Source organism: Actinoplanes sp. CA-252034 (assembly GCF_050956125.1).
In the GTDB taxonomy this organism is placed as follows: Bacteria; Actinomycetota; Actinomycetes; order Mycobacteriales; family Micromonosporaceae; genus Actinoplanes.
This window is the reverse complement of record NZ_CP191846.1, coordinates 4951880-4966561: the sequence shown is the minus strand read 5'-3', so window position 1 is coordinate 4966561 and position 14682 is coordinate 4951880. Positions and strand designations below refer to the sequence as shown.

At 72.6% G+C, this 14682-nt stretch carries 15 protein-coding genes and 1 pseudogene; 8 read left to right on the top strand and 8 right to left on the bottom strand.

Going from position 1 to position 14682, the window contains the following annotated elements:
- The first annotated feature begins 66 nt into the window (after positions 1-66).
- Both ACQPZW_RS22505 and ACQPZW_RS22500 read left to right on the top strand, forming a co-directional pair.
- Entirely contained in the window at positions 67-606 is a 540-nt protein-coding gene (locus ACQPZW_RS22505; protein ID WP_433796896.1) for a MauE/DoxX family redox-associated membrane protein, read from the top strand.
- A complete protein-coding gene (locus tag ACQPZW_RS22500; protein WP_433797596.1) occupies positions 603-1856 on the top strand; it encodes an MFS transporter in 1254 nt (417 codons plus the stop codon). Before ACQPZW_RS22505 ends, ACQPZW_RS22500 begins: the two co-directional genes overlap by 4 nt.
- On the opposite strand, the gene ACQPZW_RS22495 is transcribed toward ACQPZW_RS22500, so the two are convergent.
- The gene (locus ACQPZW_RS22495; RefSeq protein ID WP_433797595.1) at positions 1829-2605 is read right to left on the bottom strand and encodes an SAM-dependent methyltransferase; all 777 of its coding nucleotides are present in this window, start codon (positions 2603-2605) and stop codon (positions 1829-1831) included. The two genes, ACQPZW_RS22500 and ACQPZW_RS22495, sit on opposite strands and share 28 nt — an antisense overlap.
- A 182-nt stretch (positions 2606-2787) precedes the next feature.
- On the opposite strand from ACQPZW_RS22495, the gene ACQPZW_RS22490 reads away from it, so the two are divergent.
- A complete protein-coding gene (locus ACQPZW_RS22490) occupies positions 2788-3276 on the top strand; it encodes a carboxymuconolactone decarboxylase family protein (RefSeq protein ID WP_433796895.1) in 489 nt (162 codons plus the stop codon).
- Positions 3277-3578: 302 nt separating this feature from the next.
- Here ACQPZW_RS22490 and ACQPZW_RS22485 read toward each other — a convergent pair whose 3' ends face one another.
- On the bottom strand, positions 3579-4292 hold the full coding sequence (locus ACQPZW_RS22485; RefSeq protein WP_433796894.1) for an SDR family NAD(P)-dependent oxidoreductase: 714 nt from the start codon (positions 4290-4292) through the stop codon (positions 3579-3581).
- A gap of 311 nt (positions 4293-4603) precedes the next feature.
- Complete coding sequence (locus ACQPZW_RS22480; RefSeq protein WP_433796893.1) at positions 4604-5350, bottom strand: class I SAM-dependent methyltransferase; 747 nt, start codon at positions 5348-5350, stop codon at positions 4604-4606.
- A 118-nt stretch (positions 5351-5468) separates the two neighbouring features.
- On the opposite strand from ACQPZW_RS22480, the gene ACQPZW_RS22475 reads away from it, so the two are divergent.
- Positions 5469-6950, top strand: coding sequence for a hypothetical protein (locus ACQPZW_RS22475; protein WP_433796892.1), 1482 nt, complete (start codon positions 5469-5471; stop codon positions 6948-6950).
- On the opposite strand, the gene ACQPZW_RS22470 is transcribed toward ACQPZW_RS22475, so the two are convergent.
- Complete coding sequence (locus ACQPZW_RS22470) at positions 6913-7320, bottom strand: (R)-mandelonitrile lyase (RefSeq protein ID WP_433796891.1); 408 nt, start codon at positions 7318-7320, stop codon at positions 6913-6915. The two genes, ACQPZW_RS22475 and ACQPZW_RS22470, sit on opposite strands and share 38 nt — an antisense overlap.
- Positions 7321-7655: 335 nt before the next feature.
- Positions 7656-8948 (bottom strand): phosphopyruvate hydratase, encoded by a 1293-nt coding sequence (gene eno / locus ACQPZW_RS22465; protein WP_433796890.1) that lies wholly within the window; start codon positions 8946-8948, stop codon positions 7656-7658.
- 119 nt (positions 8949-9067) lie between these two features.
- Between eno and ACQPZW_RS22460 the strand changes: the two genes are divergently transcribed.
- Positions 9068-9946, top strand: coding sequence for a MerR family transcriptional regulator (locus tag ACQPZW_RS22460; protein ID WP_433796889.1), 879 nt, complete (start codon positions 9068-9070; stop codon positions 9944-9946).
- A 156-nt stretch (positions 9947-10102) separates the two neighbouring features.
- The gene (locus tag ACQPZW_RS22455) at positions 10103-10654 is read left to right on the top strand and encodes a hypothetical protein (protein ID WP_433796888.1); all 552 of its coding nucleotides are present in this window, start codon (positions 10103-10105) and stop codon (positions 10652-10654) included.
- Here the strand turns inward: ACQPZW_RS22455 and ACQPZW_RS22450 are convergent.
- Both ACQPZW_RS22450 and ACQPZW_RS22445 read right to left on the bottom strand, forming a co-directional pair.
- The gene (locus tag ACQPZW_RS22450) at positions 10615-11742 is read right to left on the bottom strand and encodes a glycosyltransferase (RefSeq protein WP_433796887.1); all 1128 of its coding nucleotides are present in this window, start codon (positions 11740-11742) and stop codon (positions 10615-10617) included. The two genes, ACQPZW_RS22455 and ACQPZW_RS22450, sit on opposite strands and share 40 nt — an antisense overlap.
- 62 nt (positions 11743-11804) lie before the next feature.
- On the bottom strand, positions 11805-12524 hold the full coding sequence (locus tag ACQPZW_RS22445) for a lysophospholipid acyltransferase family protein (protein ID WP_433796886.1): 720 nt from the start codon (positions 12522-12524) through the stop codon (positions 11805-11807).
- 41 nt (positions 12525-12565) lie between these two features.
- Here ACQPZW_RS22445 and ACQPZW_RS22440 point away from each other — a divergent pair.
- Positions 12566-13108: pseudogene (locus ACQPZW_RS22440) on the top strand (DUF998 domain-containing protein); the annotation flags it as partial.
- A 55-nt stretch (positions 13109-13163) separates the two neighbouring features.
- Here the strand turns inward: ACQPZW_RS22440 and ACQPZW_RS22435 are convergent.
- On the bottom strand, positions 13164-13991 hold the full coding sequence (locus ACQPZW_RS22435; protein WP_433796885.1) for a glycosyltransferase: 828 nt from the start codon (positions 13989-13991) through the stop codon (positions 13164-13166).
- Between the two features lie 72 nt (positions 13992-14063).
- On the opposite strand from ACQPZW_RS22435, the gene ACQPZW_RS22430 reads away from it, so the two are divergent.
- Positions 14064-14555, top strand: a complete 492-nt coding sequence (locus tag ACQPZW_RS22430; protein WP_433796884.1) for a cupin domain-containing protein — start codon at positions 14064-14066, stop codon at positions 14553-14555.
- The last annotated feature ends 127 nt before the right edge of the window (positions 14556-14682 follow it).

Sequence of the window (14682 nt, the reverse complement as noted above, 5' to 3'; positions counted from 1 at the left end):
CGATGAATGTGGCCCTCCGGTGCCGGGTACGGTGGACCACCGAGGGATCTACGGGGAGGTCCGGAAGTGAGTCATGCGTTGATCGGTGCGCGGGTGCTGATCGGTCTGGTCTTCGCGGTCTCGGCGTTCACGAAACTGCGCAGCCGCGGCGCCTTCGCCGCGTTCCGGGCCTCGGTCGCCGACATGCGTGTGGTGGCGAGACCGCTGGCCGGGCCGGTCGCGGCCGTGGTCGCCGCCACCGAGCTGGCGATCCCCGTGCTGCTTCTCGTGCCGCGCGCCGCGGCTGCCGGTCTCGTTCTCGCGGTGCTGCTGCTGACGGCGTTCTCGGCGGGCATCGCGCGGGAGCTAGCCGCCGGGACCACCGCGTCGTGCCGGTGCTTCGGGGTGTCGGCGGCGCCGTTCGGCCGGCACCACCTCTACCGCAACGGGGTGCTGGCCCTGCTCGCCGGAGCCGGCGTGGTGGCCGCGGTCCGGCCCGGTCAGGGCGCCGACCCCGCCGTGGCGGCGATCACGGCCGGGGCGGCGGCGGTCGCGGCGCTGCTGGTCGTCATGCTCGACGACATCGTCGACCTGTTCCGGGCGGAGCAGCCGTCAGCCCGCCGCTGACGCACCCGCTGCGCGAGGCCGCGTTCGCCCGGCTGTGGGCGGCGGGCTTCTTCGGCGAGATCGGCCAGTGGGCGCTGATGCTCGCCCTCCCCCTGTATGTTCTCCAGCTCACCCGGTCGGCGCTGATCACCTCCGCCGTCGCGCTGCTCGGCCTGCTGCCCAGCCTGGTCTTCGCGCCGCTGGCCGGGGCGATCGCCGACCGCTGGAACCTGGTGGTGCTGCTGGTCCTGATCAGCGCCGGCCAGGGCCTGCTCCTGCCGGCGTTGTTGCTGGTCGACGACACCGGCGACCTGTGGATCATCTATCTGGTGTCCGCCGGAGAGGCCGCCCTCGCCGCCATGTTCGAGGCGGCCAAGAACGTCGCCGTCGCCACGCTGGTCGCCGAGGACCAGCTCGTCGCCGCGAACGCGGCCATCGGGCTCAACGCCAACCTGGGCCGGCTGACCGGCAGCCCACTCGGCGGCGTGGTGCTCGGACTCTGGGGGCTGCCCGGCGTGGTCACACTCGGCGGGGCGGCGTTCGCCGGGACGGCATGCCTGGCCGCCACCATCTCCCGGCATCGGCTCGACGGAGTGGTCGAGGTGGCCGCCGCCCCGTTCTGGCGGGGCATCGGCGACGCGCTGGGCAGCCTGTGGCGGATCCGGGAACTGCGGGCCTGCATGCTGGTCGAAGGGCTACTCGCCATCGCGCAGGGCATGTTCGTCGTCCTGTTCCTGCTGTTCATCACCGATCTGCTCGGGAAGGGCGAGACCGAAGCCGGGGTGCTGCGGGGCGTCCAGGCGATCGGCGGTCTCATCGGCGGCGTGACCGCGGGTGTGCTGGCTCGCCGCCTGGGACCGGCACGGCTGCTGTCGGCCGGTCTGCTCGCCTTCGGTGCGGTGAGCGCCGTGACGTGGAACGCTCCGTCGTTCACGACCGCCTTCGGGGTCTACATCGTGCTGTTCGTGATCGTGGGCGCCCCCGGTGTCTACACGCACGCCGGCTGGCTGGCCATCATCCAGCGGGCCGCTCCGCCGCACATCCGGGGTCGCGTTCTCGGGGCGATCCTCGGACTGTCGGACGGGTTGCAGGCGCTCGGCATGTTCATCGCCGGTGTCCTGGCCGGGACGGTGTCCACCCAGGTCCTGCTCAACGCGAAGGTCGGCCTGTTCGTGGTGGCGGCCGTCCTGGCCGCGACCCTGCTGGTGCCCCACGACCGAGCCGGCCGCCGGGAGCCCCCGGGTCAGCCGATCCGGGCGACCGCACCGTAGCCGGTGGCCTCGGCAGGGGTGGGGCGCGGGCCCGGCTGCGGCCGCCAGTCCGAGACCGACACGATGCCCGGCTCCAGCAGGTCGAGACCCTCGAAGAAGCGCGTGACCTCGGTCAGCGGACGGGGTGAGAAGACCGGCTTGATGTTCTTGTTCACCGCGTCCATGGCCGCGATCGTCTCGGCGTCGAGCGGATCGAACGTCGCATGCGACAGCACCAGGTAGCTACCCGGCGGCAGCGCCGCGACCAACTGCCGGACCACGGACCACGGGTCCTCGTGGTCCTCGACGAAGTGCAGAAGCGCAACCAGGAGCAACGCGACCGGCTGCGAGAAGTCCAGGGTGTCGCGCAGCGCCGGGTCGGCGAGGACCTTCTCGGGGGTACGGGCGTCGGCGTCGATGTAGGCGGTCGCGCCCTCCGGAGAGCTCGCCAGCAGCGCCCGCGCGTGCACGAGCACCAGCGGGTCGTTGTCCACGTAGACGATCCGCGACTCGGGGGCGATCCGCTGCGCGACGTCGTGCACGTTGTCAGCGGTCGGCAGGCCGGTGCCGATGTCCAGGAACTGCCGCACCCCCGCCTCGGCAGCCAGGAACCGCACCGCACGCTGCATGAAGGCCCGGTTCTCACGGGCGGCGGTCCGGATGTGCGGGAAGACCGCGGCGATCGCCTCAGCCGCGTCCCGGTCAGCCTGGAAGTTGTCCTTGCCGCCGAGCCAGTAGTCATACCGGCGCGCGGGATGCGGCTTGGTCATGTCGATACGGGCCGCGAGGTCCGATCTGTCGGCGCCCACCAGGATCCCCCACTCGTCCGTGTCTCTCCAACGAGTCACGCGGCGGCTGATTTTACGAGATCGCCGCCACGAGATCCAATCCGGACGAACGTCGAGCCGTTCGGAGGTGGACTCGCGCCGCCGCCACATGATGACGTGGGGCCGTGCCACACATCGATCTTCCACCACTGCCGGGCATCGCCGGCCTGCTCGCCGGCTTCCCGCAGACCGCCGGACCCCTCAACGACCTCGCCGAGACCCTGCTGCGGGGCCCGTCACCGCTGTCCCCCGCCCAACGGGAGACCATCGCGGCGTACGTGTCCCGCCGTAACGAATGCACGTTCTGCGCCGAGACGCACGGCGCCGTGGCCCGCAGACTCGGCGCGGCCGACCCGGACCCGCTGATGGACGCGTTGCTGGCGATCGCCGACCGGGTCCGCGTGGACGGCCGCTCGGTGACGGCCGCCGACATCGACCAGGCCCGCGCGGCCGGCGCCGACGACCGGACCATCCACGACACGGTCCTCATCGCGGCGGCGTTCAGCATGTTCAACCGCTACGTCGACGGTCTCGGCACCCTCACCCCGTCCGACCCGGCCGTCTACGAGAAGCACGCCCACAACCTCGCCGAGAACGGCTATCTGCCGAGATAGCGGCCCGCCCGGTTCCCGGGCGGCCCGGCGCCGGGCCGCCCGGCCGGCGCCGGTGAAGCGCCCAGGTCGGACCGGGCGGACGTAGGGACGCCGGGACACCCCGGGCCAGATCAGCCAGGCGAAGGGACACCCGGGGCCGGGTCAGCCGGACGGAGGGACACTCGGGCCCGCGTCAGCCAGACGGAGGGACACCCGGAGCCGGATCAGCCAGACGTGGGGACGTCAGGCCCGGGCGGGTCATCCAGGCGGAGGGCAACCCGGGCCGGGGTGGCCTGACGTAGGGACACCCGGGCCGGGTCGGGTCAGGTCAGCGCGATGCCGGTGAGGCCGGACAGCGCGGCCAGCAGGCCGTCCTGGAAACGGTGGTCGAGGCTCGCCGGGTGCGGGGCCTGGCGCTGCCGGTGGTGCCAGTATCCGCCGCTGGTCAGCGCCTCCGGATCGTCGCCGGTGGCCAGCCACTCCTGGGTGAGGTGCCCGAGCCGCAGGTCGTCGGGGGCGCCCGGCCCACCCATTCTCGTGGGCACCCAGCCGGGGTCGACGGCGTTGCTGACCACAGCGGGCCGGAGCCGGGCGACCGCGGCGGCGAGGGTGGTGACGAACAGCTTGCTGTCCGAATAGCTGCCGGACGTCAGGCGGGAGACGTCGGCGCGGCCGCCCCGGTGCATGCCGCTGCTCAGGTAGACCAGCCGGCCCGGACCGTCGATGAGGGCGGTCAGCAGGTACGGGGCCACCACGTTGACCGGCATGATCTGCGCGCCGGTGTAGACGCCGGCATTGTGGATCACCACGTCGACGAGGCCGAGCCGATTGACCTGCTCGGCCACCTCCCGGGTCTCCCCCGGATCGGCCAGGTCACCGGCGACCGCCGATGCCCCACGGTCGACGAGATCCTTGACGGCGGCCAGGCGGTTCTCGTTGCGCGCGTGGACGATGACGTGGTGCCCGTCGTCGAACAGCGTCTCGGCGGTGAGCCGCCCGAGCCCGTCGGCCGAGCCGGTGATGAAGATCCGGGTCAACGCTCTCCTGCTTCCGTGTCCTCCGTGGTCCAGCCGACCGAGATGATCAGCCGGGCGGCCCTTGCCCGCGGCCGCCCGCCGGAGGCCGGCACGCGATCGGCTCAGCCGACCCGGTCGGGCCGAGCCGAGCCGGACCGAGCCGAGCCAGGCGAGCCGAGCCAGGCGAGCCGAGCCGGGCCGAGCCGGGCGGGCGGGCGGGGCGAGGCGGGCCGAGCCGGGCCGGGCCGAGCGGGGCGGGGCTGCCGCGCCGCGGCGTCGCCGGGCTCGGCTTCCGAACCGGCTCTCTCTGAGCGGCGTCGAGTTCCGTGGCGTCACTGCTGAACGTTAGCGGGCCTGATCGCGTGGACCAGCTCGATGGTGCCGGCCCGCCGGCGGACGGTCTCGACGACCTGAAAGCCGGCAGCCCGGACAAGCGGTAGTTGACGACGGGTGAAGTGCTCGCCGGCAGCCGGAATGGAGAAGCGCTCGACCAGCCACTGCACCGCGTGGACGGGCGGCCAGGTGCTCACGACGTGGTCGAAGAGCAACAGCCGGCCGCCAGGCGCCAGCACCCGCCACATCTCGGCAACCGCCGCCCGCGGGTCGGCGATCGCACACAGCGACAGCGCGCAGACCACGGTGTCGAACGACCCGTCGACGAACGGCAGCCGCGCCGCATCGGCTTCCCGGAGTTCGACTTCCAGGCCCAGATCGCCGGCCCGCCGCCGGGCGACCGCCAGCATGCCGGGACTGACATCGACCCCGGTAACCGTCCCCAGCCCGGGCCCCACGGCCGTCGGCGTCCCCATCCCGGTCTCGGTCCCCGTCGCTGTCACCGACCCCGGAGTTGTCCCCGTCCTTGAGCCGGTGACCGGAGGTGTCGGCGCCTTCGGGTAATACGGCAGGTTGCGGCCGGTGCCGACGCCGACGTCCAGCACTCGGCCCTCGACACGGGCGCCGAGCCACTCCCGCCCGCCCGCGAACCAGAACCGCTCCGGGAACGCGATCTGCCGGTCATAGCTCGGGGCCGCCCTGTCCCAGACACGGCGTGCCTTCGCGGTGCCGTCCGACGCCTCCACCGTTCCCTCCCCGCCGACCCGACCTCGATGCCGGCCGCACTCGCCACGGGCCCGGCCGGCCTTCCTGCCGCCGATGCTACGAGCCGGCCGCACCGCCGCGCCTGCGATGATCTCCGGCGTGAACGAGCCGCTGGACGTCGAACGGATCCTCGGTGATCGTCCCTTCGCCGAGGTGAGCGAATCCGTGCTCACGGTCACGGCCGGTGGGCTCGTGGCCATGGCGGGCGAGTTCGACCACGAAACGCGCCGGGCGCCGGTGGCCGTCTACGACGGTGGCGACCAGCGTCGCCGGGCGGTGTTGCGGTCTCGCCATCCGGTGCAGGCGCTGGCCTTCCATCCGACGGCGCCGCTGCTCGCGGTGGGCACCGGCGAGTACGACGGGGGTTACTTCTTCGAGGGTGAGCTGCTGCTGCTGGACCTGGAGACGGGCGCGGTCGTGTCCCTGATCGAGGAGGGACCGGGTCGCCAGGTGCTCGGTCTGGAGTGGCTGAACAACAACGAGCTACGCCTGCTCCTGGCGCCACCCGACGACTGGGAGGACAGGGCCGCACGGGTCGAGGGCCACGAGGCCGTGGTCCGCCGTGACGACTGGCGGTCCATGCCTCCCGAGTCGATCGAATACCAGGAGCTGGCCGGGCCCCGGGTGCCCGCGCCGCGTCAGGAGCTCCTCGCGCTCGACCGGCCGCGGCGCAATGTGCGGGCCGTCGAGGAGCTGCCCGACGGACGTGTCCTGGCGGCGTTGTCCGGCGTCGCGGTGGAGGCCTGGCTGCCCTCGGGTGAGCTGCAATGGCGCGTCCCGGACGACGACGGGGGCGCTGAACTCGTCGTCACCCCTGACGGGGCATCGGTCTGGTCGCGCCTGCGCCGTCACACCTGGCCGGAAAGCGTGCAGTCGGTGAGCCGGCACTCGCTGGAGGACGGTGCGCGCCTGGACGAGTTCGCTCCGCCTGCTCCCTGCACTCTCGTCCGATCGGACGGGCGCCCGGTCATCGCGTTCGACGCTGCCCTGAGCGAGCGTGCGCGCCTGCGGATCACGCGCGGCCGAGCCGTCTACCTCCACGAGATCGAGCCCACGCCCCCGGACGAGATCGAGTCGCCCGCGCAATGGCTGACCGCCGCTGAGGTGGCGCCACCGGAGATCGACGGCCACCCCCACCGGGCCGGGAGCCTGCGGCGGCTGTTCCCCTACGCCTGGGTGCCGGACGAATGGCACCACGGCGGTCCGGGGACCGAGACCGCGGACGGCAGCCTTGTCTACGCCGGAACCGTGCACCACGGCCACGGTTTGCAGCCGGGCGGCGTGTTCGTGGTGCGCCGCGATATGACCTCCGGGACGCCGCGCTGGGTATTCCGCACCGACCATCCCGCCGTCGCCCTCGACGCCGACGACCACACCGCCTTCGTCGCCTTCGACGACGGCGAGATCGTCGCCTTCGACCTGGCCGACGGCTCGGTGCAGTGGCGCTGCCACCTCCCGGGGACCTACCCGACCGCGCTGACGGTGCCCGCGGTCGGGCGGCTGCTCGTCGGCACGAGCGACGGCCGGATCCTCGACTGCGTGGTCACCGTTGGTCGGCCTCGTCATACGCCTCCTCGCTGACCGGCTCCAGCCAGGTGGTGGGGTCGCCACCGCCCGGCTCGGCCTCCAGCATCGCCAGGTGGGACATGAACGTGTCAGCGGCGGCGCCGTGCCAGTGCTCCTCCCCCGGTGGGCAGGCGACCGTCTCGCCGGCGTGGATGCGCAGCACGGAACCGTCGCGGGTGCCGACCAGCCCGACACCCTCGGTGACGTGCAGAGTCTGGCCGACGGCGTGCGAATGCCAGTTGGTGTGGGCGCCGGGCGTGAACCGGACCAGCGCCACGGTCATCCGCGACGGCCCGCTGCCGATGTGGATCGGCGTCATGTAGACGTCGCCGGTGAACGCCGAGGCGGGTGTCTTCACGGTGGGACGGACGGGAAGCAGCTCCATGCCGTTGATTCAACCCGCCCCCGCCCGCCGCAGGGAGGCCCTGCTGAGGGTAGTACCAGCAGTACCTCTATCAGGCGCCGGCGACCCGAGGCGAGATCCCGGCGACCAGAGGCGGGATGCCGACGCCCCGAGGCGAGATCCCGGCGACCGGAGGCGAGATCCCGGGCGACCGGAGGCGGGATGCCGACGCCCCGAGGCGGGATGCCGACGTAGCCGGCCGGGATGCCGACGTAGCCGGCCGGGATGCCGACGTAGCCGGCCGGGATGCCGACGTAGCCGGCCGGGATGCCGACGTAGCCGGCCGGGATGCCGACGCCCCGGGGCGGGGCACCGGCTTAGCGGGCCGGGATGCCGACGCTCCGGGGCGGGGCACCGGCGTAGCGGGCCGACCGGCCCAGCTCCTCCTCGATGCGGATCAGCTGGTTGTACTTGGCGGTCCGGTCGCTGCGCGACAGCGACCCGGTCTTGATCTGTCCGCATCCGGTGGCGACGGCCAGGTCGGCGATCGTGGTGTCCTCGGTCTCACCGGAGCGGTGCGACATCACCACCCGGTAGCCGGCCCGCTGGGCGGTCTCGACCGTACGCAGCGTCTCGGTGAGCGTGCCGATCTGGTTGACCTTCACCAGGATCGCGTTGGCGTAGCCGCCCTCGATGCCGCTGGTCAGGCGGTCGGCGTCGGTGCAGAAGACGTCGTCGCCGACCAGCTGGAGCCGGTCACCGGCCTGTGCGGTGAGCTTCTTCCAGCCGGCGAAGTCGTCTTCGGCCATCGGGTCCTCGATCGAGCTGATCGGGTGACGTCCGGCGAGGTCCAGCAGGTAGGCGATGTGCTCGTCGACGGTTCGGGTGAGTTTCTCCCCGGAGTACACGTAGGCGCCGTCGTGGAAGAACTCGGAGGCCGCCGGGTCGAGGCAGACCGTGATGTCGACGCCGGGCCGGTAGCCGGAGTCCTCGACGGCCCGTACCACGAACCGCAGCGCCTCGTCGGCGTCGGCGAAGGACGGCGCGAACCCGCCCTCGTCGCCGACGTTGGTGCTGTGCCCGGCGGCGGCCAGTTGCCGGCGCAGCGTGTGGAACACCTCGGAGCCCATCCGTACCGCCTCGAAGAAGGTCGGCGCGCCGACCGGGGCGATCATGAACTCCTGGAAGTCGAGCGGGTTGTCGGCGTGTGCGCCGCCGTTGACGATGTTCATCATGGGCACCGGCAGCAGACGGGCGCCGACCCCGCCGAGATAGCGGTAGAGCGGCTGGCGGTGGGCCTGGGCCGCCGCCTTCGCCGTCGCCAGCGACACGCCGAGGATCGCGTTGGCGCCCAGCCGGCCCTTGTCCTTGGTGCCGTCCAGCTCGATCATCGTGGCGTCGATCAGGGCCTGTTCCTCGGCGTGCAGGCCGGTCACCGCCGCGGCGATCTCGCCGTTGACCGCGGCGACGGCCCGGCTGACCCCCTTGCCGTGAAACCGCTGCGGGTCGCCGTCGCGTAACTCGACGGCCTCGGCGGCACCGGTGGACGCCCCGGACGGCACGGCGGCCCGGCCGGTCGAGCCGTCGGCGAGCACCACGTCGACCTCGACGCTCGGGTTCCCTCGACTGTCGAGGATCTGCCGCCCGATCACCCGGCTGATGGCCGTCATCTTCCACACTCCCTGGTCCGTCGTGATTGCGGGACCAGACTGGCCGTACACCGGCGGGGTTGTCATCGCGAGGAGAATCGCGTTGACCCGTACCCCGGGTATGGGTTTAGGGTCGCCGCATGCGCGTGGGGGAACTCGCGCGACGCACCGGGACCACCATCCGGGCGTTGCGCTATTACGAGGAGACGGGGCTGGTCGTGCCGCGGCGGCTCGGCAACGGCTACCGCGACTACGAGCCGATCGCCGAGCGGCAGGTCGCGCAGATCCGGGAGCTGATGGCGCTGGGCCTCACCGTGGAGGAGACCCGCCCGTTCGTGGAGTCGCTGGCCAACGACGACGACGTGTGCGCGGCCGCGGTGGCCACCTTCCGCAGCACGGTGACCAGCCTGCAGACCCGCATCGGCGAGCTGACCGCCCAGCGTGAGGCGCTCGACGTGCGCATCGACGTCGCCGCCCGTCAGATCGTCACCGCGGCGCCCACGGCCGAGGGCCGCCCGGTGGATCTGGTCGGCACCCGGCTGCCGGAGCGGGAGCTCTACGGCACCGACGGCCGGCCGATCAGCCTGCACGCGCTGGGGCCGGGCCGCAGCATCGTGTTCGTCTATCCGCTGACCGGGCGGCCCGGCGTCGACCTGCCGCGGGGGCTGCTGGAGATCCACGGGGCGCGGGGCGCGGGCGGCGACAACTGGCTGCGCGACCACCATGCGGAGCTGCTGGCCGCCGGGGCCGCCCGGGTGTACGGCCTGTCCGCCCAGTCGACCGGCTATCAGCGGGAGCTGGCCTATCGGCTGCGGCTGCCGTACCCCCTGATCCCGGACCCGCAGTTGACGTTGGCCGCCGCGGCCGGCCTGCCCATCCGGACGGTCGGCGACCTGACCGTCTACGACCGGCTCACCCTGATCGTCACCGACGACGTGGTGGAGCACGTGTTCCATCCGATTCCGGACCCGGCGTCGCATGCCCTCGACGTGATGCGATGGCTCACCCAGCGGCGCTGACCATCCACGGACCCCGTCCGACCGGACCTTGGAGACCGCGGTGAAGGCCGGGCGCCGGGCCTGGCGGGACCAGCGGCCTGCCGGAGGTCGCTGAGCGGCGGAGTCCTGTGCCGGTTTCCTGCTCGTCGGGCACCGGGTTGTGCCACCGTGACGATCATGATCTTGACCCGGGCCGCCGTCGTCCTGTCCGCCGTCGCTCTCGGGATGGCCGCCGCCGCGCCGGCTCAGGCCGGCCGGAAGTACCGGTCGCTGGACGACGCGGAGCTGCTGCGCGTGGTCGCTGACGTCTCCCTGGCGGAGGGAGCGTTCACCCATGTCCTGCTGTCCGGGCCGGCCACGGAGAGCGCGCGGTCGATGGTGCCGTGCGATGTCGAGCTGCCTCCCGGCCGGCTGGCGTTCCATCTGGTCGAGAATCCCGACGGCGCCGATCAGGCCGTCGTCGTCATCGACGAGGTCACGGCGGGCAGTCCGGCGGCGTACGTGCGGAGGGTCGAAGCCGGTCGCTGCGGCGCCGAGAAGCGACACGGGAAGGGCGGCGGGATCACTCTCGTCGATCACGACGCGGGGATCCCGTTCACGGCCGTCGTGCCACGCGGCAGGGTCGTGCTGCTCGTCGGTTCCGGCACCCGCGAGGCGCTGCTGAAGGACACGGCCGCGGCGGTGACCGCCTACGACGATCTGGCCCGCACCGACAGGGCCAGCTCATAGATCGCCAGCAGGCGGTTGAGGAAGACCTCCGGGGTGTACGCCGCGGCCGCCGCGAGTCCGTCGCGGATCGTGGCGGCCCGTAGCGTGTCGTCGTCGAGCATCCGCAGCAGGGCCGAGGCCAGGGCGTCCGGTGCCGGGTCGCAGGCGAAGCGTGCGCCGCCGGTCTCGCCCGGCCTGGTCATGAGCCCCCGGTCGACGACGACCACCGGGAGCCCGGCCGCTTCGGCTTCGGCCAGCACCAGGCTCTGTGTGTCGGTGGTCGAGGTGAACGCCAGCACGCCCGCCGCCCGGTAGAAGCCGGTGACCTGCTCGTGTGGCACCGGCGGATGCACCTCGACGTGTCCGCCGAGCCCGAGGGCGGCGATCCGGCGGAGCAGACGACGGCGTTGCTGCTGGACCCCGACCAGGACCAGTCGTGCCCCGGGGCGGGCGGCACGGACCCGGGCGAACGCCTGCAACAGCAGCTCCGGGTTCTTCTCGGCGGTGCCCCGGCCGACCGACAGCACGACGTCGCGGCGGGCAGGGCCCGGGAGCGGAGGCAAAAGTGGGGGCGAGGACGGAGCCGGGGGCGAGGGCGGGTGGACCGTGGCGACCGGGGTCGGCAGCACCCGGATCGAGGCGGCCGGGGAGAAGGCCGCGAACCCGGCGGCGGTCTTGGCAGACGGGGCGACCGCCACCGCCATCCGCGCGAACATGGCCCGGCCGAGGGACTCCAGCCGGAGGCGGCGGACCCGACCGGGCCGGGTCAGCTCCAGGTACTCCCGCGCCGACCAACCCACCTCCAGTCGCAGGGCGCACCAGGCGGCGCCGATCGGGATCTCGGCGAACAGGTCGGCGTACGCCAGCAGGTCGGTGTGCCAGGTGACGACCAGCGGCACCCGCCAGGCGGCGGCGGCACGGAAGCCGGTGATCCCGATCGGGCCGGTCGTCTGGGCGTGGACGATGTCGGCGGGCGGCGGCGTGAACGGCAGCGCGACCCGGACCTGCCGCAACGGCACCGGCACCGACCGGACGCCGGGGCGCAGCAGCGGCCCGGGACGGTGGAGGTCGACGCGGTGCCCGGCGGCACGCAGCAGCCGTACCTGCATCTCCGTCGATCGGATGACGCCGTCGGGACGGCCCGGGTGACTGTCGCAGAAGTGCGCGATCCTCACGGTCGCGCGAGCCCGGCCGCGATCGCCGCGCGGATCGCGTCACGCAGGGCGCCGACGTCGGGGAAGTCGGCGGGACGCAGCGGTGGCAGGACCTCGACGCGGGCCCGGATGTGCTCGCGCAGCACGAACCCCGCGCGCGGCAGGGCCCGCCGGGTGCCGTGCACCACGATCGGATAGACCGGCACGTCGTGGCGTACCGCCAGGTCGAACGCCCCGTTCTTGAATCTCTGCAGCTCGCCGTCGGAGGTGCGGGTGCCCTCCGGGAAGATCATCAGGGGTGAGCCGGCCCGCAGGTGCCCGTCGCAGAGCTCCATCATCCGGCGCACCGACGCGCCGCTGCCGCGGACCAAGGGCACGTAGCCGTTGAGCCGCATGTTCCAGCCGATCACCGGAACCCGGAAGATCTCCTCCTTGGAGACGTACTTGAACGGCCGGAACAGCGCGAACAGGACCAGGATGTCGATCAGCGAGGCGTGGTTGGCGACGAACACGGCGGGCCCGTGCCACGGCAGCCGGTCGCGGTGCCGCACGCTCAGCCGCCACAGCGGGCAGATGTAGACGTAGAACGAGGCCCACGCCGACGAGTAGAGGTGCAGGGCCACCCGGCGGCGGTCGAAGGGCAGCGTCACCAGCCACACCAGCACCGCGCCGACGAAGAAGACCGGGCTGGTGACCACGATGAAAGCCCAGAACGACACCGAGAAGACCCAGAACATGCCGACATCTTCGCGGTACGCCGTACGCGTCGCCACCCCTGATGAGGCACCGACGTAGTCTGCCGGTCATGGGCGGGGTGACGCGGGTGCTGCCGTTCTTCGGCGTGCTCGCCGCCGTGCAGCTGCTCGTGGTGAGCACGGTCGATGGGCTGCTGCGTCCCGGGTTCGACCCGTTGCGGCAGTGGATCAGTCACCTGGGCCTCGGCGAGTACGGCTGGATCGGCACGGTCAACCTCGCGACCTGCGGACTCTGGCTGGTCCTGTGCGCGGCCGGGCTCCGCCGCCGGGTGGACCGGTGGACGGCCGGGCTGGTGCTGTGGTGCGGGCTGTGCCTGGTGGCGCTGGCCGTGGTGCGTACCGATGCGGGCCTGGGTTTTCCGCCGGGTGTGCCGGTCGAGCACACCGTGCGGGGGCTGATCCACCAGATGATCTCGGTCACGCTGGCCGCCGCCGGGGTCGGCGCCGTGGCCAGGCTCGGTCCCAGGCGCCTCGCGTGGCCGGTGGCGGGTGCCGTGACGGCGCTGTTCACGGCGGCGACCGTGCTGGTGCTCCTGGACGCCGCCGGGATCCGGACCGGCACGCCGAGCGGCCTGCTGGAACGGGTCGCGCTCTTCGCCGGGCTGGGCTGGATCGGGGTGTTCAGTGGCCGGGCAGCATCGGGTTCTTCCGGCCGCCGTCGCTGCGCAGCGTCGCCCACGGGCGGGGCTGGGCCAGCGCGTACGCCAGGCGCAGCGCGGGAAAGAGCAGAAGCTGAATCCGGCCGGTGACCCACGCGCGGGCGTAGGCGTGCGGGCGCCCCGGGTGACGGCGGTAGGTCCGCTCGGTCATCAGCGTGTACGAGCTGTAGTCACCGAATCGGTTCGCGATCCGGCGGGCGGAGGTTCCGGCGCGCATGCCGGGGGCGAACACGGTCGCGGCGCCGGCACGGTGCAGGTGGATGCCCAGGTCGATGTCCTCGTGGACGTTCTCGTCGGTGCACAGCTCCGGTCGTACCCGATGCCATGCCGTTGATCTGATCGCCATGTTGGCGCCGAGCAGCCAGTCGAGCGGGCCGCGGCCCCAGACCCGGCGGAAGAGAGCGTCACCGGCGTCGACCAGGCGGGCCGCCGCCATGTCGTAGTAGGTGACCGGCCCGGTGGCGGCCTGCACGTCCTGATCCCGGAAGGCCCGGCGGACCGCCTGTGACCAGCCGGGATCGAGGCGGGTGTCGGCGTCGATGCGCCCCAGCACGTCACCGGTCGCCGCGTCCAGGCCCCGGTTGCGGGCGTGCTGGACGCCCCGGCGCGGCTCGTGCAGCACGGTCACCCGCCCGGCGTAGTCGCCGAGGATCTGCGAAGTGGCGTCGTCGGAGCCGTTGTCGACCACGATGATCTCGTGGACCGGCTCGTGCTGGCGCAGGATCGCGTCCAGGCAGGCACGGAGGAAGTGCTCCTCGTTGTAGACCGGCACGACCACGGAGATCAGCATGACCCCATCGTCGCCGGTCGACGTCGGGGTATCTCGATTGACATCGGCATCCAGTGATTCGAGGGTCTCGGCATGAGTCGGCTACGTATCGTCGGTCCCGGTGAGGGCCGCAAGGGTGATCTCGGCGCGATCACCGTGGATTTCAAGGTCTGGGGCGCCGACACCGGCGGCTCCCTGGCGATCGTCGAGCACGAGTTCCCACCGGGCGCTCTCGTGCCACCGCACGTGCACACCCTGGAGGACGAGACATCGATCGTGACCGCCGGGGTGATCGGGTTCCGGTCCGAGGACCGGGAGACGGTTCTCGGGGCGGGCGGCTACATCCTCAAGCCGCGCGGTGAGGCGCACGCCATGTGGAACGCCGGGGACGTGCCGGCCCGGATGATCGAGGTGATCAGTCCGGCCGGGTTCGAGCTTTTCTTCCGTGCGGTCGTCGACATGGTGGAGTCCGGGGACGCCGACCCGGAGCGGGGCGCCGCCCTGGCCGCCGAGCACGGCCTGTCGTTCGTCGACCGCCCGTGGCTGGCCGACGTGGTACGCCGATTCGGGCTGGACGCGGGCTGAGCACGGCGAGCCGTGTGACCGACCGCACTCGCACCCGGGGTGCAACCCGCCGAGATGTCATGCCTTTCGTCGGTCCGCCGATGAGAGGGGAACGGTGGACTCCGGAAGGTGATGATGACTGCGGCGC